General features: G+C 69.1%; 20 protein-coding genes. 14 read left to right on the plus strand and 6 right to left on the minus strand.

What is annotated here, in order from left to right:
- Window positions 1-178 precede the first annotated feature (178 nt).
- From HJ588_RS08845 to HJ588_RS08870, 6 genes are all read left to right on the plus strand, one after another.
- A complete protein-coding gene (locus tag HJ588_RS08845; protein WP_425483538.1) occupies window positions 179-2,041 on the plus strand; it encodes an acetolactate synthase large subunit in 1,863 nt (620 codons plus the stop codon).
- Entirely contained in the window at window positions 2,041-2,553 is a 513-nt protein-coding gene (ilvN, locus tag HJ588_RS08850) for an acetolactate synthase small subunit (protein ID WP_171154090.1), read from the plus strand. Before HJ588_RS08845 ends, ilvN begins: the two co-directional genes overlap by 1 nt.
- A gap of 49 nt (window positions 2,554-2,602) precedes the next feature.
- A complete protein-coding gene (gene ilvC, locus HJ588_RS08855) occupies window positions 2,603-3,637 on the plus strand; it encodes a ketol-acid reductoisomerase (protein WP_343036643.1) in 1,035 nt (344 codons plus the stop codon).
- Between the two features lie 556 nt (window positions 3,638-4,193).
- Complete coding sequence (locus HJ588_RS08860) at window positions 4,194-5,246, plus strand: 3-isopropylmalate dehydrogenase (protein WP_171154092.1); 1,053 nt, start codon at window positions 4,194-4,196, stop codon at window positions 5,244-5,246.
- A 103-nt stretch (window positions 5,247-5,349) separates the two neighbouring features.
- The gene (locus tag HJ588_RS08865; RefSeq protein WP_171154094.1) at window positions 5,350-6,450 is read left to right on the plus strand and encodes a branched-chain amino acid aminotransferase; all 1,101 of its coding nucleotides are present in this window, start codon (window positions 5,350-5,352) and stop codon (window positions 6,448-6,450) included.
- Between the two features lie 3 nt (window positions 6,451-6,453).
- A complete protein-coding gene (locus tag HJ588_RS08870) occupies window positions 6,454-7,272 on the plus strand; it encodes a Cof-type HAD-IIB family hydrolase (RefSeq protein WP_171154095.1) in 819 nt (272 codons plus the stop codon).
- On the opposite strand, the gene HJ588_RS08875 is transcribed toward HJ588_RS08870, so the two are convergent.
- On the minus strand, window positions 7,252-7,410 hold the full coding sequence (locus HJ588_RS08875; RefSeq protein WP_171154097.1) for a hypothetical protein: 159 nt from the start codon (window positions 7,408-7,410) through the stop codon (window positions 7,252-7,254). The two genes, HJ588_RS08870 and HJ588_RS08875, sit on opposite strands and share 21 nt — an antisense overlap.
- A 388-nt stretch (window positions 7,411-7,798) precedes the next feature.
- On the opposite strand from HJ588_RS08875, the gene cimA reads away from it, so the two are divergent.
- Window positions 7,799-9,382 carry a citramalate synthase gene (cimA, locus tag HJ588_RS08880; RefSeq protein ID WP_171154099.1) on the plus strand — a complete coding sequence of 528 codons (1,584 nt, stop codon included), beginning with the start codon at window positions 7,799-7,801 and terminating at the stop codon, window positions 9,380-9,382.
- Here cimA and HJ588_RS08885 read toward each other — a convergent pair.
- Entirely contained in the window at window positions 9,354-10,235 is an 882-nt protein-coding gene (locus HJ588_RS08885; protein ID WP_171154101.1) for a 3-methyladenine DNA glycosylase, read from the minus strand. The two genes, cimA and HJ588_RS08885, sit on opposite strands and share 29 nt — an antisense overlap.
- A 60-nt stretch (window positions 10,236-10,295) precedes the next feature.
- Here HJ588_RS08885 and HJ588_RS08890 point away from each other — a divergent pair, with 60 nt between their 5' ends.
- The 4 genes from HJ588_RS08890 (at window position 10,296) to HJ588_RS08905 (ending at window position 13,881) form a co-directional block, all read left to right on the plus strand.
- Window positions 10,296-11,387: an SGNH/GDSL hydrolase family protein gene (locus tag HJ588_RS08890; RefSeq protein WP_171154102.1), complete on the plus strand. Its 1,092-nt coding sequence runs from the start codon at window positions 10,296-10,298 to the stop codon at window positions 11,385-11,387.
- A 31-nt stretch (window positions 11,388-11,418) separates the two neighbouring features.
- Window positions 11,419-12,198, plus strand: a complete 780-nt coding sequence (locus HJ588_RS08895) for a fumarylacetoacetate hydrolase family protein (RefSeq protein ID WP_171154104.1) — start codon at window positions 11,419-11,421, stop codon at window positions 12,196-12,198.
- Between the two features lie 67 nt (window positions 12,199-12,265).
- Complete coding sequence (gene murI, locus HJ588_RS08900; RefSeq protein ID WP_171154107.1) at window positions 12,266-13,099, plus strand: glutamate racemase; 834 nt, start codon at window positions 12,266-12,268, stop codon at window positions 13,097-13,099.
- Entirely contained in the window at window positions 13,096-13,881 is a 786-nt protein-coding gene (locus HJ588_RS08905; protein ID WP_171154109.1) for an MBL fold metallo-hydrolase, read from the plus strand. Before murI ends, HJ588_RS08905 begins: the two co-directional genes overlap by 4 nt.
- On the opposite strand, the gene HJ588_RS08910 is transcribed toward HJ588_RS08905, so the two are convergent.
- Window positions 13,867-14,223 (minus strand): GatB/YqeY domain-containing protein, encoded by a 357-nt coding sequence (locus HJ588_RS08910; protein ID WP_212755353.1) that lies wholly within the window; start codon window positions 14,221-14,223, stop codon window positions 13,867-13,869. The genes HJ588_RS08905 and HJ588_RS08910 overlap by 15 nt on opposite strands.
- Window positions 14,224-14,298: 75 nt before the next feature.
- On the opposite strand from HJ588_RS08910, the gene rph reads away from it, so the two are divergent.
- The 3 genes from rph (at window position 14,299) to HJ588_RS08925 (ending at window position 17,319) form a co-directional block, all read left to right on the plus strand.
- On the plus strand, window positions 14,299-15,060 hold the full coding sequence (rph, locus tag HJ588_RS08915) for a ribonuclease PH (RefSeq protein WP_171154114.1): 762 nt from the start codon (window positions 14,299-14,301) through the stop codon (window positions 15,058-15,060).
- An 11-nt stretch (window positions 15,061-15,071) separates the two neighbouring features.
- On the plus strand, window positions 15,072-15,683 hold the full coding sequence (rdgB, locus tag HJ588_RS08920; RefSeq protein WP_171154116.1) for an RdgB/HAM1 family non-canonical purine NTP pyrophosphatase: 612 nt from the start codon (window positions 15,072-15,074) through the stop codon (window positions 15,681-15,683).
- A gap of 73 nt (window positions 15,684-15,756) precedes the next feature.
- Window positions 15,757-17,319, plus strand: a complete 1,563-nt coding sequence (locus tag HJ588_RS08925) for a molybdopterin-dependent oxidoreductase (protein WP_171154118.1) — start codon at window positions 15,757-15,759, stop codon at window positions 17,317-17,319.
- Here HJ588_RS08925 and HJ588_RS08930 read toward each other — a convergent pair.
- The 3 genes from HJ588_RS08930 to HJ588_RS08940 are packed head-to-tail and all read right to left on the minus strand — an operon-like array spanning window position 17,306 to window position 20,548.
- The gene (locus HJ588_RS08930; RefSeq protein ID WP_171154120.1) at window positions 17,306-18,541 is read right to left on the minus strand and encodes an NAD(P)/FAD-dependent oxidoreductase; all 1,236 of its coding nucleotides are present in this window, start codon (window positions 18,539-18,541) and stop codon (window positions 17,306-17,308) included. The genes HJ588_RS08925 and HJ588_RS08930 overlap by 14 nt on opposite strands.
- 28 nt (window positions 18,542-18,569) lie before the next feature.
- Entirely contained in the window at window positions 18,570-20,123 is a 1,554-nt protein-coding gene (locus tag HJ588_RS08935; RefSeq protein WP_212755355.1) for a multicopper oxidase family protein, read from the minus strand.
- On the minus strand, window positions 20,120-20,548 hold the full coding sequence (locus HJ588_RS08940; RefSeq protein WP_171154122.1) for a hypothetical protein: 429 nt from the start codon (window positions 20,546-20,548) through the stop codon (window positions 20,120-20,122). The genes HJ588_RS08935 and HJ588_RS08940 overlap by 4 nt, the downstream gene beginning before the upstream one ends.
- Window positions 20,549-20,757: the final 209 nt, after the last annotated feature.

Here is a 20,757-nt window from a genome sequence, read left to right on the forward strand (position 1 = left end):
ATGTTGACCTCCGCTCGGTCGGCGGCGGAGACTGTCCGCGTGGCACGAATTCTCGTACTTCCCAGGCGCGCAAGCTGATTCGACGACTCAGCTAGCGCGCCAGCCCTCACTACCCGACATCGGGATTGAGGGTTTTTTTGTGCTCAACGTCCGTTAACGAACCACGAGGGACGACATCGTGACAACACAGATCCCGACCCCGGCAGAGGTGGCGGCCAAGTCCTCGACGCAGGCTGCCGTCCAGGAAGTGACCGGAGCGCAGAGCCTCGTCCTCGCGCTCGAGGCGGTGGGGGTCGAGGTCGTATTCGGGATCCCCGGCGGTGCGATCCTGCCGGCATACGACCCGTTGCTGGACTCGGTCAACCTGCGGCACATCCTGGTGCGGCACGAGCAGGGCGCCGGGCACGCGGCCGAGGGCTACGCCTCGGCGACCGGCAAGGTCGGGGTGTGTATGGCGACCAGCGGTCCCGGCGCCACCAACCTGGTGACCGCGATCGCGGACGCCTACATGGACTCGGTGCCGCTGGTCGCGATCACCGGGCAGGTCAACTCCCGCACGATCGGCACGGACGCCTTCCAGGAGGCCGACATCCGCGGCATCACGATGCCGATCACCAAGCACAGCTACCTGGTCACCGACCCCGCCGAGATCCCGGCGGCGGTCAAGGAGGCCTTCCACATCGCCTCGACCGGTCGCCCGGGGCCGGTGCTGGTCGACATCACCAAGGACGCGCTCGTCGCCAAGACCCGCTTCGAGTGGCCGGCCGACGTCGAACTGCCCGGTTACAAGCCGGTCACCCGGCCGCACCACAAGCAGATCAAGGCCGCCGCCAAGCTGATCCGCGAGGCGAAGCGCCCGGTGTTCTACCTCGGCGGCGGGGTGGTCCGGGCCGGGGCGTCGGAGGAGTTGCGCGAGCTGGTCGACCTCAGCGGCATCCCGCTGGTGACCACGCTGATGGCCCGTGGCGCCGTGCCGGACAGTCACCCGCTGCACCTCGGCATGCCGGGCATGCACGGGTCGGTCGCCGCGGTGACCGCGCTGCAGAAGGCCGACCTGCTGATCACGCTCGGTGCCCGGTTCGACGACCGGGTGACCGGTGACCTGGCGTCGTTCGCCCCCGGTGCCAAGGTGATTCACGCCGACATCGACCCGGCCGAGATCTCCAAGAACCGCGCCGCCGACGTGCCGATCGTCGGCGACGCCCGCGAGGTGATCCGCGACCTGACAACCACCCTGCGTGCCGACATCGAGGCCGGCAAGGGCGGCGACTACGAGGCGTGGCGCCAGCGCACCAAGGGCTGGACCCGCACCTTCCCGCTCGGCTACACCACGCCCGAGGGCGCGACCGCGATCGCCCCGCAGTACGTCATCGAGCGGCTCGGCGCCCTGTCCGGCCCGGACGCGGTGTATGCCGCGGGCGTCGGCCAGCACCAGATGTGGGCGGCGCAGTTCGTGCAGTACGAGCGGCCGAACGCCTGGCTCAACTCCGGTGGCCTCGGCACCATGGGCTATTCGGTGCCGGCCGCGATGGGCGCGAAGGTCGGCGAACCCGACCGGACCGTCTGGTCGATCGACGGCGACGGCTGCTTCCAGATGACCAATCAGGAGCTGGCGACCTGTGTGATCAACAAGATCCCGATCAAGGTCGCGATCATCAACAACTCCAGCCTCGGCATGGTGCGTCAGTGGCAGACGCTGTTCTACAACGAGCGCTACTCCAACACAGACCTGCACACCGCGATCGGCGAGTCACGGGTGCCCGACTTCGTGAAGCTCGCCGAGGCCTACGGGTGTGTGGGTCTGCGCTGCGAGAAGCCGGAGGATGTCGACGCGACCATCGCAAAGGCGTTGGAGATCAACGATGTTCCGGTGGTGATCGACTTCGTCGTCGAGCGGGACGCCATGGTGTGGCCGATGGTGCCGGCCGGTGTCTCCAACGACCTGGTGACCACCGCGCGCGCGATGACGCCGGTCTGGGACCGCGACGACGACGCCGCGATCAGCGAGGAGACCGTGATCATCGAGGAGGAGGAGCGCTGATGGCGCGTCATACCCTGTCCGTGCTGGTGGAGGACAAACCCGGTGTGCTCGCACGCATCTCGGGGCTGATCTCCCGGCGTGGGTTCAACATCAACTCGCTCGCGGTCGGTCCGACCGAGCACCCCGAGATGTCCCGTATGACGATCGTCGTCGACGTCGACGAGACCGCGCTGGAGCAGGTCACCAAGCAGCTCAACAAGCTCGTCGAGGTGCTCAAGGTGGTCGAGCTCGAGACCAGCGCCTCGGTGCAGCGCGAGCTGGTGCTGATCAAGGTCCGCTGCGATGCGACGACCCGCGCCGAGATCGTGCAGCTGACCCAGATGTTCCGCTGCAACGTGGTCGACGTCGGTCTCGATTCGGTGGTCATCGAGGCGACCGGCACCCCCGAGAAGCTCGACGCACTGCTCGCCGTCCTCGAGCCCTACGGCGTGCGCGAGATCGTGCAGTCCGGTCTCGTCGCGGTCGGGCGCGGTGGCAAGTCGATCACCGACCGCGGTCGCAAGACCGCCTGAAAACTTTTCTGCCCCAACGAAGTTCACGTAACACAACAAGGAGATTCCAGTGGCCGAGATGTTCTATGACGACGACGCCGACCTGTCGGTGATCCAGGGTCGCAAGGTTGCCGTCATCGGCTACGGCAGCCAGGGCCACGCCCACGCGCTCAACCTGCGCGACTCGGGCGTCGATGTGCGCATCGGCCTGCGTGACGGCTCGACGTCGAAGGAGAAGGCCGAGAACGAAGGCCTGCGGGTGGTGCCGGTCGCCGACGCGGTCAAGGAGGCCGACGTCGTCGTCATCCTGGCTCCGGACCAGGTGCAGCGCACCCTCTACACCGAGGAGATCGAGCCCAACCTGCAGGAGGGCGCGGCGCTCGTCTTCGGGCACGGCTTCAACATCCGGTACGACTACATCAAGCCCAAGTCCGACTCGGACGTGCTGATGGTCGCGCCGAAGGGTCCCGGTCACATCGTCCGGCGCGAATACGTCGACGGCCGTGGGGTGCCCGTGCTGCTCGCGGTCGAGCAGGACGCGTCGGGCAAGGCATGGGACCTGGCGAAGTCGTATGCCAAGGCGATCGGCGGCCTGCGCGCCGGCGGCATCAAGACGACCTTCACCGAGGAGACCGAGACCGACCTGTTCGGTGAGCAGTCGGTGCTCTGTGGTGGCGCCTCCCAGCTGATCCAGTACGGCTTCGAGACGCTGACCGAGGCCGGCTACCAGCCGGAGGTCGCCTACTTCGAGTGCCTGCACGAGCTGAAGCTGATCGTCGACCTGATGATCGAGGGCGGCATCGCCAAGCAGCGCTGGTCGATCTCGGACACCGCGGAGTATGGCGACTACGTCTCCGGCCCGCGCGTCATCGACCCGCACGTGAAGGAGAACATGCAGGCGGTGCTGAAGGACATCCAGGACGGCACCTTCGCCAAGCGCTTCATCGACGACCAGGACGCAGGTGCACCGGAGTTCAAGGCGTTCCGGGAGAAGGGCGCGCAGCACCCGATCGAGAAGACCGGCAAGGAGCTGCGCGGCCTGATGAGCTGGCTGAAGGACAACGACACGGACACGGACTACGTCGAGGGTTCAGCCGCCCGCTGACAGCAGCGCGAGGACACGAGCGAGGTAGGAGTGAGGCCCGGAGCGGTGCGCGGAAGCGGGCAGTTCTACTCCGCCCGCTGACAGCAGCGCGGTCCTTCGTCGTTGGGCCGGTGGACGCGTCCGCATCGTGGGAATTGGGTATCGCGAAGTGGACGACGCGGCGTACTCTTCGACGTTATGACGCGGTGGATCATCCTCATTCCCAGCCGCGGCGAGCTCTAGGTCAGCCCCTCGCCGCGGAGAACCCGCGCTGCGCTGACCACTCGCAATTTCCTTTATTCGCAACACCGTTCGGCTCCCGAACTTGGGGGATGAGCCGACCCGAGATCCCCCGGAGGATGACATGACCGAAGAGCAGCAGGACGCCCGCCGCGCATTGCAGGAGTCGATGGACCTGCGCGACTGAGTCCGACTGAGTCCGACTGAGTCCGCTCGTCTCGCACGCCCGAGCCCGGGTGACCGCAACGGTCACCCGGGCTTCCTGCTGTCCGCGAGCGACTGTCCGGCATACAAGACTCAGATATCGTATGGCGAGACGCGCGCCTATGGTGGCGGCATGACGACAGCAGGCGACACGATCAATCTGGCGGTCATCGGGGGCGACGGGATCGGGCCGGAGGTGGTGGCCGAAGGTCTGAAGGTGCTGGACGCCGTCTCCGACGCGAAGGTCGCGCGCACCGACTACGACCTCGGCGCCAAGCGCTGGCACGCGACCGGCGAGACGCTGCCCGACTCGGTGCTGGAGGAGCTGCGCGGCCACGACGCGATCCTGCTCGGCGCGATCGGCGATCCGAGTGTGCCGAGCGGCGTGCTCGAGCGAAACCTGTTGCTGCGTCTGCGATTCGAGCTCGACCACTACATCAACCTGCGGCCCTCCAAGCTCTACCCGGGCACCGCATCGCCGCTCGACGTCGACCGCGTCGCACCCGACGGTATCGACTTCGTCGTCGTGCGGGAGGGCACCGAAGGTCCCTACACCGGCAACGGTGGCGCGCTGCGCGTCGGCACCCCGCACGAGCTCGCGACCGAGGTGAGCGTCAACACCCGGTTCGGCGCAGAGCGCGCGGTGCGCGACGCCTTCGCCCGCGCCCAGGCGCGCGACCGCAAGAAGCTGACGCTCGTGCACAAGCACAACGTGCTCACCCACGCCGGACACCTCTGGCGGCGCACGGTCGAGGAGGTCGGCACGGAGTTCCCCGACGTCACCCACGACTACGCCCACGTGGACGCGGCGACCATCTACCTGACCACAGACCCCGGCCGGTTCGACGTGATCGTCACCGACAACCTGTTCGGCGACATCGTCACCGACCTGGCCGCGGCCGTCACCGGTGGCATTGGCCTGGCAGCATCCGGCAACGTCAACCCCGACCGCACCGCGCCGAGCATGTTCGAGCCGGTGCACGGCTCGGCACCGGACATCGCCGGGCAGGGCAAGGCCGACCCGACCGCGGCGATCCTCTCGGTCGCGCTGCTGCTGTCCCACCTCGGGCGCGACGCCGAGGCCCAGCGCATCGAGGACGCGGTCACTGCCGATCTCGCGGCGCGAGGTGAGCAGCCCCGCACCACGAGCGAGGTGGGCGACGCGATCGCCGCCCGCATCGGATAGCAAGCCGTCGCGGCGGCCACACCGCCGCGCAGCACCCTCCGGCGGTAGCTCTACCCTTAGTAGGAAGACCTAGTACTACGTCCCGGAACCGTCGGAGGTTGCCATGGCCCTGGAGTTCACCGTCACCGAGCGCGCCGATCGCGCAAGCGACGCGCAGCGTCAGGAGGTCCTCGCCAACCCCGGCTTCGGTGACCACTTCACCGACCACATGGTGCGCATCGAGTGGGACGCCGAGAAGGGCTGGCACGACGCGAGCGTCGCGGCATACGGCCCCTTCCAGCTCGACCCGGCGGCCGCCGTCCTGCACTACGCGCAGGAGATCTTCGAGGGTATGAAGGCCTACCGGCACGCCGACGGGTCGGTCTGGACCTTCCGCCCGGAGGCCAACGCCGCCCGGTTCGCGCGCAGTGCCACCCGTATGGCGCTGCCGCAGCTGCCCGAGGAGGACTTCCTGCAGTCGCTGCGCGAGATCGTCTCGATCGACCAGGCCTGGGTGCCGGACGCCTCCGGCGGTGCCGAGACCTCGCTCTATCTGCGGCCGTTCATGTTCGCCTCCGAGGCATTCCTCGGTGTCCGGCCGGCCCGCAAGGTCACCTACTCGGTCATCGCCTCCCCGGCCGGCGCCTACTTCGGCGGCGACGGGATCAAACCGGTCAAGCTCTGGATCTCCACCGACTACGCCCGCGCCGGCGAGGGTGGCACCGGTGCCGCCAAGTGCGGCGGCAACTACGCCTCGTCGCTCGCCGGCCAGCTCGAGGGCATCGCCCACGACTGCGACCAGGCGGTGTTCCTGGACTCCTCGACGCACACCTACATCGAGGAACTCGGCGGGATGAACCTCTTCTTCGTCTACAAGGACGGCCGCATCGTCACTCCGGAGCTGACCGGCACGATCCTCGAAGGCGTCACCCGCAGCTCGATCCTCGAGCTCGCCAAGGACCTCGGCCTGTCGCCGGAGGAGCGCCGCATCCCGATCCAGGAGTGGAAGGACGCCGCCGAAAACGGTGAGTTGGCAGAGATTTTCGCCTGCGGCACCGCCGCGGTCGTCACGCCGGTCGGCGAGCTCCGGTGGGACGGCGGCTCGGTCGACCACCGCCGCGAGGGTCACACCGACGAGATCGCCACCAAGATCCGGTCGACCCTGCTCGACATCCAGTACGGCCGCGCCGAGGACACCCGCGGCTGGATGACGCGCCTGGTCTAGTCGGTGAAACGTCCCCGCCTGGTCGCCAGCGATCTCGACGGCACGCTGCTGGCACCGGACGGGACGGTCTCGCCGCGCACCGCGGCCGCCTGGAGCAGGCTGCCCGCGCTCGGCATCGAGTCGGTGCTGGTCACCGCCCGGCCGCCGCGGTGGCTGCACCCGCTGCAGGACATCGTCGGCGCGCACGGCCTCGCCATCTGTGCCAACGGCGCCTTCGTGTATGACGTGAGCAACCGAACCCTCCTGCAATCACAAGGGATCGAGCGTTCGCTCGTGTGCGAGCTGGTGGCCGAGTTGCGCGCGGAGCTGCCCGGAGTCGGCTTCGCCGCCGAACTCGCCGACGGGCTGCACATGGAGGACGCCTATCCGGATCTGCACTCCCAGTGGGTGCCGGCGGACGCGGTGCGGGCCCCGATGGACGACCTCGCCGACTCGGCGGTGGTCGGCAAGCTGCTCGCGCGGAGCATGCAGGTGCCGGAGCAGTGGTTCCTCGACCGGGTCGCCGAGCTGGTCGGCGACCGCGCCGTCGTGTCCTACTCCGGCGCCGGCGGGCTGGCCGAGATCGCTGCGGCCGGCGTCACCAAGGCGTCCGCGCTCGCGCGGTGGTGCACGGCTCGGGGCGTCGACGCGGCCGACGTGTGGGCGTTCGGCGACATGCCCAACGACCTGCCGATGCTGCGCTGGGCCGGCACGTCATACGCAATGGTCAACGGGCACCCCGACGTGCGCGCCGCCGCCGATCACGTCTGCCCGAGCAATGCCGAGGACGGGGTGGCGCAGGTGCTGGAGGGGCTGCAGTCGTCAGGTCCAGGGCGCGGTTGATCGCTCTACGCGCGCGGCCAGTGTGGGGATGTCGTCGAGGGCACCAGTGGTGACATCGATGATCAGGGTGTACGCCTCGTCGTTGCTAAGGACGAAGCGGTAGCCGTTGATGCCGCAAAAGGCGATGGTCGCCGTCAACGCGAGGCGCTTGTTGCCGTCAATGAGCGCGGGATTGCGCGTTATCGAGTGTAGGAGTGCAGCGGCTTTGTCGTGGATTGTTGGGTAGGCATCTTCTCCGAACGCTGTCGCTACCAAGATTGGTATCGCGCGGCGTCCTGATATTCGAGACACCCATTCCGCGCACCGGACGCGCAGTGGCAAGCTACGACCGTGGCTTCAGCACTGACCACGGTCACCACCGCACAGGTCATTATCAGCTAGCGCGTCGGACCCGGTCCGACGCGCAACCTCCCGTTACCCCGGGAGGTTTTTTCGTGTCCGGGCCACCCACACCCGACGCGAAGCCGAGGACCGGCCGACGCGGCCACCGAAGACACCGCGACGAAAACACCTGAAGGACAAGGCAATGAGCGACTTCCACGTCTACGACACGACGCTGCGGGACGGCGCGCAGCAGGAGGGGCTGAACCTCTCGGTCGCGGACAAGCTCGCGATTGCGGCCTACCTCGACGAGCTCGGCGTCGGCTACATCGAGGGCGGCTGGCCCGGCGCCAACCCCAAGGACACCGAGTTCTTCCGGCAGGCCCGCACCGCGCTCGACCTGCGCAACGCCAAGCTCGCGGCGTTCGGCTCCACCCGGCGGGCCGGGGCGGTCGCCGCCGACGACCCGCAGGTGCGCGCGCTGCTCGACGCGCAGACCGACGTCGTCACGCTGGTGGCCAAGTCCCACTCGCGGCACGTCACGGAGGCACTGCGCACCACGCCGGAGGAAAACCTGGCGATGATCCAGGACACCGTGAGTTTCCTGGTGGGAGAGGGGCGTTCGGTCTTCCTGGACGCCGAGCACTTCTTCGACGGCTATCGTGCCGACGCGGCATACGCACTGGAGGTCGTGCGCACCGCCGCAGCCGCCGGCGCCGAGGTCATCGCACTCTGCGACACCAACGGCGGCATGCTGCCGCCTCAGGTGACCGACGTCGTCGGCGAGGTCATCGCCGGCACGCAGGCGCGCCTCGGCATCCACTGCCACAACGACACCGGGTGCGCGGTCGCCAACTCGCTCGCCGCGGTGGAGGCCGGCGCCAGCCACGTGCAGGGCACGATCAACGGCTATGGCGAGCGCACCGGCAACGCCGACCTCGTCACCGTGGTCAGCAACCTGCAGCTCAAGCAGGGACGCGAGGTCGTCGAGCCCGAGCGACTGCGGCAGGCGCTGCACCTGTCGCACGCGATCAGCGAGGTCACCAACGTGGTGCCCTACAGCCGCCAACCGTATGTCGGGGCAAGCGCTTTCGCGCACAAAGCAGGCCTGCACGCCTCCGCCCTGAAGGTCGACCCGGACCTCTACCAGCACACCGATCCGTCGCTGGTCGGCAACTCGATGCGCACCCTCGTCTCCGACATGGCCGGCCGCGCGAGCATCGAGCTGAAGGGCAAGGAGCTCGGCTACGACCTCACCGGGCAGCCCGAGCTGCTCGGCCGCGTCGTCGCCCGGGTGAAGGAGCTGGAGCAGCAGGGCTGGACCTTCGACGCCGCCGACGCGTCGTTCGAGCTGCTGCTGCGCGAGGAGGTCACCGGCGACAAACTCGACTACTTCGACGCCGAATCCTGGCGGATCATCACCGAATCCGGCGACCGGTCACCATCACTGTCCGAGGCGACGGTCAAGCTGAGGGCAGCCGGCAAGCGGGTCGTCGCGACCGGCGAGGGCAACGGTCCGGTCAACGCGCTGGACCACGCGCTGCGCGAGGCGCTGACCGACGCCTACCCGGAGCTTGCGACCTTCGAGCTGATCGACTTCCGGGTGCGCATCCTCGACGCCGCGCACGGCACCGACGCGACGACCCGCGTGCTGATCGAGACCAGCGACGGCAAGGACAGCTGGCAGACCCTCGGGGTGGCCCCGAACATCGTGCACGCCAGCTGGACCGCGCTCGTCGACTCGTTCAGCTACGGGCTGCTCAAGCAGGGAGTGCTGCCGAGGACGTGAGCAGGGCGTCGCATGCGCTGATCAACCGCGCCCGCAACGCTTGGCCCCGGTCAGTGAATGCCCTTTGCTGGCGGACATATTCGGCCTTGCCCTCCGGCGTTTCGATCGGCACGGGCAGGTAGCCGAGCTCGCGCAGGTCGTACGGCGACGCCCGCATGTCGAGGGTGCGCACGTCACGGGCCAACTCGAAGCAGTCGGCGACCAGCTCGCTCGGCAGCGCGGGAGTCAGCTTGTAGGCCCACTTGTAGAGATCCATGCCGGCATGGAGGCAGCCCGGCTGCTCGTCGGCGACCTGCGTCGCCCGCGACGGGGCCAGGGTGTTGCGCGGCCTGGCGTCGTCGGTGAAGAAGCGGAACGCGTCGTAGTGCGAGCACCGGACCGTATGCCGCTCGACGACCTCGTCCGTGCCGTCCTGCCCGAGGCGCAACGGCCACGCCTCGTGCCGGATGTCCTGCGCCCGGTAGACCATCGCCCACTCGTGCAGCCCGAAGCAGCCCAGGCTCGGCGGGCGTTCGGCGGTCGAGGCCAGCAGGGAACGCACGAACCGCACCGTGCTCCCGCGCGCGTCGAGGAAGGCGCGGGCGTCGAGCGACACCGCGCCGTCATACGAGCGGTAGAACTTCCAGCCGGTGTGCTCGGGCGCCTCGATGAGCGCGGTCCCGGCGCCCGGGGGCCACCGTCGCAGCAGCCGCGGCCGGTGCGAGTAATAGGTGAAGAGGAAGTCCTCGACCGGGTGGGCGCGGCCCCCGGCGGCGCGTTCGCGGTGACCGCAGGTGAGGTCGTCGACACGCCGCTCGTGAGCGCGGGCGAGCGGGCGCCATACCCCGGGCGCGAGGATCTGCAGATCAGCCATCCGGACCAGCGTAAACGTGGCAGAGTAACCGTGATTCGGCTCACTTCCGGGAGGAAATCCATGTCTCGTGCTCTGCGGGTGGCAAGCGCCCTGGCACTGGCGGCGGCATCGGCGGGCGGCGCCGCGGCGTTCGCGCAGGCTGCTGCGGCCGCGCCGTCGACCGGCGGCTACTACCTGGCACTGGGCGACTCGCTCGCCGCGGGCTACCAGCCGGGGCAGGGCGACGACAAGACCGGCGGTTATGTCGGGGACGTCCTCGCGCACCTGCAGCAGACCGAGCCCGGCTTGCAGCTGCAAAACCTCGCCTGCTCGGGGGAGACCACCACCACGATGCTCGCCGGCGGCAAGTGCAGCTACCCGCAGGGCAACCAGGTCGACGCGGCGGTCGCCTACCTCAAGGCGCACCCGAAGGTCAGCCTCGTCACCATCGACATCGGCGCCAACAACGTGCAGAAGTGCGCGACCACCAGCAACGTCGATCTGCCGTGCGTGATCAAGGGCCTCGGCGAGGTGTCCGCGGACATGCCGAAGATCCTCGGCAAGCTCCGCGCAGCCGTGCCCAACGCCCGCATCGTCGTCGCCAACTACTACAACCCTTTCCTCGCCGCCTGGCTCACCGGAACCAGCGGGCAGGCGCTGGCCAAGGCGTCCGTGCAGCTGCAGGGGCAGCTGAACGGCGCCATCGAGGGCGCCGCCAAGGGCATCAACGCCCCCGTCGCCGATGTCGCGACCGCGTTCTCCAGCACCGACTTCACTACAACGAAAACCGTTGCCCCGTATGGCGCTCTGCCGCTCAACGTCGCGCGGATCTGCGAGTGGACCTGGATGTGCGCCCAGAAGGACATCCACGCCAACGACCTCGGCTACCCGGTCGTGGCCAAGGCGGTCATCGCCGCGATCCCGGCGGCGCCGAGCAGCCCGACCCCGAGCTCGTCCGGCACGTCATCCAGCACCGCGACGTCGACCAGCAGCACGACCAACACTGCGACCTCGACTGCGACGTCGACCACCACCGGGCCGCCGATCATCACCGACGGCGGCGAGACCGGCGGCAGCAACGACGGGCTGCTCGTCGGCGCCGGAGTGGCGGCCGCCGGAGCCGCGGCGCTCGCCGGTGGAGCGCTGGTCCGCACCCGCCGCCGTCGCGACTGACGACCCCCGTCATACGCACTAGGGTTGACGGGTGCGCATTGCGAGATACACCACGGGTGACGATCCGACGTACGGGCTGGTCGACGGGGCGGGCGAGAAGATCGCCCAGATCAGCGGCGACCCGCTCTACACCAAGATCGAGCTCACCGGAGTCACCACCACGGTCGATGAGGTGCGGCTGCTCGCGCCGGTGATCCCGCGCTCCAAGATCATCGGCATCGGCCGCAACTACGCCGAGCACGCCGCCGAGCTCGGCAACGAGGTGCCGAAGCAGCCGCTGATGTTCCTCATCCCCAACACCGCGGTGGTCGGTCCCGGCGACCCGGTGGTGATGCCGCCGCAGTCGCAGCGCGTCGACTACGAGGGCGAGCTCGCGGTCGTCATCGGCCGGCTCTGCAAGGACGTCAGCCCGGACGAGGCACGCACCGCGATCTTCGGTTACACCTGCGCCAACGACGTCACCGCGCGCGACCTTCAGAAGCCGGACGGCCAGTGGGCGCGCGCCAAGGGCTTCGACACCTTCTGCCCGCTCGGGCCGTGGATCGAGACCGACCTCGACCCGGCCGCCCAGCGGGTGCGCACCCGAGTGGCCGGCGAGACCGTGCAGGACGGCACCACCGCCGACCTGATCTTCGACATCCCGACGCTGATCTCCTACGCGTCCCACGCCTTCACGCTGCTGCCCGGCGACGTGATCCTGACCGGCACCCCGGAGGGCGTCGGCCCGGTCGAGCCGGGCCAGCGCGTCGAGGTCGAGGTGAGCGACATCGGCGTGCTCGACAACATCTTCGTCCGGCACGACGAGGACTGAGCCGGTGTGATCGGACTGACGCCCCGAATGGTCATCCCGGCGTCGCCGAGGTTTTACCCTGGACATCGTGTCTGACGCGCCGATCGGGATCTTCGACAGCGGGTACGGCGGTCTGACCGTCGCTCGTGCGGTGCTCGATCAGTTGCCGCACGAGTCGATCGCCTACCTCGGCGACACCGCCCGAGCGCCCTACGGCCCGCGGCCGATCGGGCAGGCGCGCGCCTACGCGCTGGAGTGCCTGGACCGGCTGGTCGCCCACGGCGTCAAGGCCCTCGTCATCGCCTGCAACACCGCGTCGGCGGCCGTCCTGCACGACGCGCGCGAACGCTATGACGTGCCGGTCGTCGAGGTGATCCGTCCCGCCGTACGCCGCGCCGTGCGCGCCACCCGCAACGCCCGGGTCGGGGTGATCTCGACCCGGGGCACCCACCAGTCCGGCGCCTACATCGACGCGTTCGCCGCCGCACCCGACCTGCACGTGCGCAGCGTGCCGTGCCCGCGTTTCGTGGAGTTCGTCGAGGCCGGGATCACCGCCGGGCCCGAGCTCATCGAGTGCGCCCGCGCCTACCTGGAGCCGCTGCAACGCGACGAGGTCGACACCCTGGTGCTCGGCTGCACCCACTATCCGCTGCTCACCGGCGTCATCTCCTATGTCATGGGTGACGGCGTGACGCTCGTGTCCTCCGCGGAGGAGACGGCCAAGGACCTCTACCGCGTCCTCGCCGACGGCGACCTGCTGCGCGACGACGCGCTGCCGCCGCCCGGCCACTCCTTCACCACTACTGGGGACACCGACGAATTCCGAAAGCTGTCAAGGAGATTCCTCGGTCTGGGTCCGGAGTTCGACCACGTCTTCCGCAACAACTTCCATCACGTCGGGGTCGAGGCGGGGGCGTCATGAAGGTGACCGTCATCGGTTGCTCCGGGTCGTTCGCCGGCCCGGAGTCCCCGGCGTCCTGCTATCTGGTGCAGGCGCGGCACGAGGGCCGCGACTGGCACCTCCTGCTCGACTTCGGCAACGGCGCCCTCGGGGTGCTGCAGCGCTTCCTCGACCCGGCCGCGCTCGACGCGATCGTGATCTCGCACCTGCACCCCGACCACTGCGCGGACCTGTCGGGGCTGCACGTGATCTACCGCTACCACCCGCAGTCCGACGAGCCCCTCACGGTGCCGGTCTGGGGGCCGCCCGGCACTGACCTGCGTGCGGCGCGCGCGGCCGGCGTCACCGACGAGGAGGCCGAGGACCCCGACCTGTTGCGGCCGGAGTTCGACTTCCGTGACCTGGTCGACGGCGGATCCTTCGAGGTCGGCCCGTTCACCGTCACCGCCTACCGAGTCAACCACCCGGTGACCGCGTTCGGGCTGCGCGTCGAGGCGGACGGCGCGGTCCTGGCCTACACCGGCGACACCGACAGCACCCCCGCGCTGACACCGTTGCTCGCCAATGCCGATGTGGCACTGATGGATTCGGCCTTCTGCGAGGGCCGCGACGACGAGGTCGTCGGCGTGCACCTGACCGGCCGCCGCGCCGCCGAGGCGGCCGTGGCCGCCGGAGGAGTCAAGCGACTCATGCTCACGCACATCCCACCGTGGAACGACCCGCAGTGCTGCCACGACCAGGCCGCGGCTGTCTGGCCGGGCGAGGTCGAACTCGCGCAGCCGCTCGCGTCATACGAGATCTGAGAGGTATGCCGAGAGCGTCTCGGCCTCGGTGCGCAGGCGCGCCGCCCGGTCGGGCGCAGCCGCCTCGTATTCGGTTGCGGCCGAACGCCGTTCACTGATCTCGTCCTGCAGAACTGCTCGTATGTCGTCAGCGGTCAGCTCCCGGCGGGCAGCCTCGGTCGTGCCCGCGCCGACCGACGCCTGCTTGATGGCCCCGGCCTTCGCCTCCGTCGGGACCGCCTCCGCGTTGTCGATGGCGGAGAGCGCGCCGCGCAGCGTGCGGGCCCGGTCGGCGTCGCGATCGCGCATCGCCTGCAGCAGGTCCGTTCGAAGGCGGGTGCGGACGGTCTCGATCGCGGTCATACCGAGCACGGTAACGACGCTCGCGCTCGCGGCCCAGCGCATTTGGCGGCGGCCGACCTCTCTACCCTGGTCGGCATGAGCGAGAACGACGCAGCCCGCCACGACGGACGCACACCCGACCAACTCCGCAAGGTGCGGATCACCCGCAACTGGCTGGACCACGCCGAGGGCAGCGTGCTGGTCGAGTTCGGGCGCACCCGGGTGCTGGTCGCGGCGTCCTTCACCGAGGGTGTGCCGCGCTGGATGAAGGGTCAGGGCCGCGGCTGGGTCACCTCCGAATACGAGATGCTGCCGCGGTCGACCAACACCCGCTCGGACCGTGAGGCCCGCAAGGGCAAGGTCGGCGGCCGCACCCACGAGATCTCCCGGCTGATCGGCCGGTCGCTGCGCGCGATCATCGACCTGAAGGCGTTGGGGGAGAACACCATCGTCGTCGACTGCGACGTGCTGCAGGCCGACGGCGGCACTCGCACCGCGTCGATCACCGGTGCGTATGTCGCGCTCGCCGACGCCGTCGAGGACGCCCGCAAACGCGGACTGATCGCCGCCAAGGCACAGCCGCTGACCGGGTCGGTCGCGGCGGTGAGCGTCGGCATCGTCAAGGGCACACCGGTGCTCGACCTCGACTACCCCGAGGACTCCACCGCAGAGACCGACATGAACGTCGTGATGACCGGCGAGGGCCGCTTTGTCGAGGTGCAGGGCACCGCGGAGGGCGCGCCGTTCGACCGGGCCGAGTTGGACGCACTGCTCGGTCTCGCGGAGAAGGGCATCGCCGAGTTGACCACGCTCCAGCAGGCGGCCCTCGACGCGCCCGCGCGGGAGCGCCTCCAGTGAATGACCTCGACGTGAGGGAGGTCGTGCTCGCCACCCGCAACGCGGGCAAGCTGCGGGAGATGCAGGAGATCGTCGCGTCCGTGCCCGAACTCGCCGGCGTGAAGGTGGTGTCGGTCGCGTCGTTCGAGGACGTGGACGACGTCGTGGAGACCGGCGTGACCTTCGAGGAGAATGCCGCGCTCAAGGCGCACGCGGTCGCCAAGGCCACGGGTCTGCCTGCGATTGCTGACGATTCAGGTCTTGCCGTCGACGTGCTCGGCGGCTGCCCGGGTGTCTTCTCGGCACGCTGGTCGGGCGCGCACGGCGCGGACCAGGCGAACATCGACCTGTTGCTGGCGCAGACCGGCGACGTCGACGCCGAGCGACTCGCCGCGCATTTCGTGTGCTGCGTCGTACTCGCCCTGCCGGACGGCACGGAGCGGGTGCGCTTCGGCGAACTGCACGGCCGGCTGACCCGCGACCAGCGGGGTGCGGGTGGCTTCGGCTACGACCCGATCTTCGAGCTGCCCGACGGCCGGACCCTCGCCGAGCTGGACTCGCAGGAGAAGAACGCGATCTCGCACCGCGCCAAGGCATTGCACGCGCTGCGCGCCGACCTGGCCGAGGTGCTGACCGGCTCCTGAGCAGCCGGCCATGGCAGCGGCCCCGAGCAGCGTTCCTGCGGCTCCTGCCAGGAACGCGTGACACGATCGAGGCATGCACCAGAAGGCACCGACCATCACGCCGTCGTGGGCGCTCGCACCACTCGGCGGCCTGCTCGCCGGTGTCGTCACGGTGGGCATCGCGGAGTTTCTCGCCGGTGTCGTGCAGCGCATGGGGTGGAGCAACGGCACCCCGTCGCCGGTGCTCGCCGTCGGCGGCGCGTTCATCGACCGCACTCCGCCCTGGCTGAAGACCTTCGCCGTCGACACCTTCGGCACTCACGACAAGCAGGTGCTGCTCGGCGGCATCGCGGTCGTGCTGGTGCTGCTCAGTCTGCTGATCGGGTGGCTGGCGCGCACCCGCTTCACGATGACGCTGGTGGTCTTCGTGGGTTTGGTCGCGGTGGCTGCCGCAGCCGTCACGTCACGTCCGCACGCGGGCGTGCTCGACGTCCTACCCCTGCTGGTCGGGGCGGTCGCCGGCCTTGGCGTGCTCTCGCAGTGGCGGCGAAACCTGTTGGCGCCCAAGGCTTCCGACGACCGCGTCGTGGCGCTCGACCGGCGGCGTGCGCTGCTGCTCGGCGGAGGGGCCGCGCTCGGCGCGGTGGTCCTCGGTCTCGCCGGGCGGGCGTGGAGCACCGGGGCACGCGCGGTCCAGGACGCGCGCCGGGCGTTCCGGGTGCCTCGCGTCGCGCGCCCGGTGGCGGTGCCGCCGGGCGCCTCCGTGGGGGTGTCCGGGGTGACGCCGTTCGTCGTACCCAACGCGGACTTCTACCGCATCGACACCGCGCTCACGGTGCCGCAGGTCGACCCGGCGAGCTGGCGGCTACGGGTGACCGGCATGGTCGACCGTGAGGTCGAAATCGACTGGCAGACCTTGCTGTCCAAGCCGATGCAGGAAGCCATGGTCACGCTGATGTGCGTGTCGAACGAGGTTGGCGGAAGTCTCAATGGCAACGCGATCTGGACCGGGTGGCCGGTGCGCGAACTCCTCGCCCAGGCCGGGGTGCGGCCCGGCGCCGACATGGTGCTGTCCCGGAGCGTCGACGGCTTCACCGCCGGCACGCCGATCGAGGCACTCACCGACGACCGCAACGCGCTGATCGCCGTCGCGATGAACGGCGAGGCGCTGCCGGCCGAGCACGGCTTCCCGGTGCGTCTTGTGGTGCCGGGGCTCTACGGATATGTGAGCGCGACCAAGTGGCTCACCGAGCTCAAGGTCACCACCTACGCCAGGGACATGGGTTACTGGACGCCGCGCGGCTGGTCGGCGAAGGGGCCGGTCAAGACATCGTCGCGCATCGACGTGCCCCGCAGCGGCGCCAAGCTGAAGGTGGGCACCATCGCCGTTGCCGGCGTCGCCTGGCATCAGCACACCGGCATCGAAAAGGTCCAGGTGAGAGTCGATTCCGGCGACTGGCAGGACGCTCGCCTCGGCACCTCCGCCGGCGCGGACGTATGGCGGCAGTGGGTCTACGAGTGGTCTGCGACGCCCGGGCACCACACGCTCACCGTGCGGGCGATCGACGCCGTCGGGCAGGTGCAAAGCTCGGTGGTGGCGCCGCCCGCGCCCGACGGGTCGAGTGGTTATCACTCGGTGTCGGTCACGGTGTCGTGACCTGCTGCCCGAGCTCGTCCAGTGGCACGGACTCGTCGGCCAAGGCGACCGCATCGACCTGGGCATGACTCTCGATCAACCCGCGGATCGTGTCGGCGGCGCCCCAGGAGTTCGCGTTGAGACCGGCCTGAATGACATTGTCCTGCAACCAGAAGGCCATGAAACTGCTATCGGTGGGGTCGCCCCGCAGGACCAACCGGTGCGTCGCATCGGGGCGGCCGGTGACTTCGATGGTCACGTCATACTGGGTGGAGAAGAAGTAAGGCACCCGCTCGTAGACGCCGTCAGCGCCGAGCATCGACGAGCCGGCGAAGCCGCCTTGCTGCATCGCGTTGTCCCAGTGCTCGACCCGGATGGCCTCCGCGTAGCGAGGATGGTCCGCCCTCGCGACGTCGCCAGCGGCGTACACCTCGGGTGCGCTCGTGCGTAGTCGGTCGTCGACCAGGACGCCGCGGTCGACGCGGATGCCCGCCTGCTCGGCCAGTTCGGTGTTGGGCTCGGCGCCGACGGCGACCAACACCAGGTCGGTCTCGATGACGTCGCCACCGTCGGTGCGGACCCCCGTGACGCGGCCGCCTTTGCCGTCGATGCCGGTGACGAGCCGACCGGCGCGCAAGTCCACTCCGTTGTCGGTGTGCCGGACACCGAACGCCCGGCCGATTTCGGCGCCCAGGACAGACTCGAGTGGAACTGTCAGCGGATCGAGCACTGTCACCTCAGCCCCCAGCGAACGGGCCGTGGCCGCAACCTCCGACCCCACCCAACCCGCACCCACGATGGTCAGGTGCACTCCGGGCGCGAGACGTGCGCGAAGCGCGTCGGAGTCGTCGATCGTGCGAAGGTAGTGCACGCCGTCCAGGTCGATCCCGGGCAACGCAGGGATGCGCGGGCGAGCGCCGGTCGCGAGGAGCAACTGATCGTAGGCGATGTCGTCGCCGTCATCCACGGACAGGCGCTGCGAGGCGGTGTCGATCGCGGTCGCCCGGGTGCCAAGACGGAGGTCGACGGCCAACTCCCGATAGCGATCCTCGGGGTGCACCAGCAGCTCCTCGTGTCCGTCCTTGCCCCGAAGGTATCCCTTGGACAGACCTGGCCGCTGATACGGCAGGTGCGACTCCGCGCCGACGAGGACGATAGCGCCGTCGTGACCACGGTCGCGCAGCGCACTGGCGGCGTGGGCACCGGCGAGGCTGGCGCCCACGATCACAATTGTGCTGGGCATGGCTCTGCCTTTCGTTGAGAGTTGCTGATCAGATGACTTTGAAGTTGGCCATCATGGCCATGTCTTCGTGCTCGGAGTTATGGCAATGGAAGACGAATCGACCTCGGTATGCGTCGAATCGGGTGATGACCTCGGCGGCTTCGCCAGGACGCAGGTCGATGGTGTCCTTCACGCCTGTGTCGAAGGCTCCCGGCGGCTTGCCCCCACGGGACAGCACCTGGAAACCGACCTGGTGCAGGTGGATCGGGTGGTGCAAGTCGGTGATGAAGCGCCAGATCTCGACCGCGCCCAGTCTTGGCTCCGCAGCGAAGTAGTCCGGGGCGAAGGGGCGGCCGTTGATCACCCAACCGGCGTGGCCACCGTGCACTTTGCCCGCGCGGAACGAGAACTCCCGGGTCACTGTGGCATCCGAGCGCTGAAGCGGCTGGATCTGTCTGAGCGCAGCTGGGATCCGGCTCTCATCGGCCGCGCGACGGACGACGTTGAAGCGCATGACGCGGCTGGTAGTTCCCCTGCCGAGGGAGTTGACCAGTTCCACCTTGGCGCCTACCCGGACCTTTGCGAAGTCGATGACGAGGTCAAATCGTTCGGCCGGTGCGATGACGAGGTGCTGATGCTCTCGTGGCCGGTCGAGCAGGCCCTGATCGGCGCCGATCTGCACGAACGGCACCGGCTTGCCGTCGACCCGGAACGCGAGGTCGTAGCGACGAGCATTGGACGCGTTGAGGATTCGCAGGCGATACCGGGCAGCGTCGACCGGATGCTCAGGCCAGGGTGCACCGTTGACCAGGATGACGTCGCCGAACACGCCCTCGATATACGTCTCCCGCACACCCGGTGTGCGGGTCAGCGTCGGGTCCTTCGACGGGTAGGCGAACTGGCCGTCGGCGGCGAATGCGCGGTCGGCGATCGCCAGCGGCAGATCGCGGACGCCGGAGGGCAGCCCGAGCCCCTGCTCGTGGTCGTCGGAGACCAGATGGAATCCGGCCAGGCCGCGGTAGACCGCGGGGCCGGTGAAGTCCATCCGGTGATCGTGGTACCAGAGGGTGGCGGCTGGCTGCTGCAGGGGATACACATAACGCCGCGAGCCGCGGGTGAGCTTCGCGAGCTGGTCGCCCATGGGTGCGGAGGCCGCCCAACCGTTACGGGGCAGGACCAGATCGGTTGGATATCCGTCGGATTCGGCAGGCGTGCGTGCTCCGTGCAGGTGGACAACCGTCGGCACCGGCAGCTGGTTGTCGTGCTCGACCTCGGTGCGGCGGCCGCTGCGGCTGACGATCGTCGGCCCGGGAAATCTCCCGTCATACCCCCAGATCGGGGTCTGCACACCCGGCAGGATCTCGGCGATCGCCTCGCGCTGCACCATGCGGTAGCTGTCATGGTCGGACCCACTGCTGACCGGCCGGGCGACGGGCGGGATCGGGAGCGGGAGTTTGTACGGCGCCGGAAGCTTCAGCTGACTGCGCACCAGGTGCCCGGTGCTGCCCGAGCCGATGACTGCCGGCAGACCGACCCCCGCGCCGACGGTCAGGCCCGCGCCGACGACCCCACCGACGAACATGCGGCGTGACATGTGGGTCATGGCTGCTCCGACGAGCGGGACGGACGCTTCCACCGGAAGATCCACACGGCGAAGAGGACGACGCCGACTGCGATGCTGACCCCGAGTGGAATGTGCAGGTAGAGCGCGCCGGCGACGCCGGCGAAATACTGGGCGGTCTCGGCGATCACGATCAGCGCGGTGAAACCCGCGGCGGCCCACGAGTGGCTCGACCAGCCGAACCCGAGGGTGAGGAGCAGCTGCAGCAGGCCGCCGTACCAGACCAGGTCGGCGCCGTGCTGGTGCAGGCCGAGCATGTCGTAACGGCCGCTGAGGAAGAGTCCGGCGAACGACGCCTGCCCCATGACGGCGACGACCTGGATCACCGCGAGCACGCGCACGACACCGAGCAACACGCCGGTCGTCCTGGACGGTCGTGCTTCCGGCGCTGCGTCGACTGCGACCATCGTCTCTCCTTCGGAGCGCATCAAGATGCTTCGAAGTTATGTCGCTGCGGATATGACGTCCAAGACCAGTTGGGTTATGGCGGCATGTCTCTCGAGCTATCAGATTGCATCGTCGAGGACTGCGAAAACATCGGGATATGTCGCGAAAAGCGTTGGTATTGAAAAGGATTCAGCGACTCGCGGGCGCCGGATTGTGGTATGTGAACAGT

The organism is Flexivirga aerilata (assembly GCF_013002715.1).
GTDB lineage: Bacteria > Actinomycetota > Actinomycetes > Actinomycetales > Dermatophilaceae > Flexivirga > Flexivirga aerilata.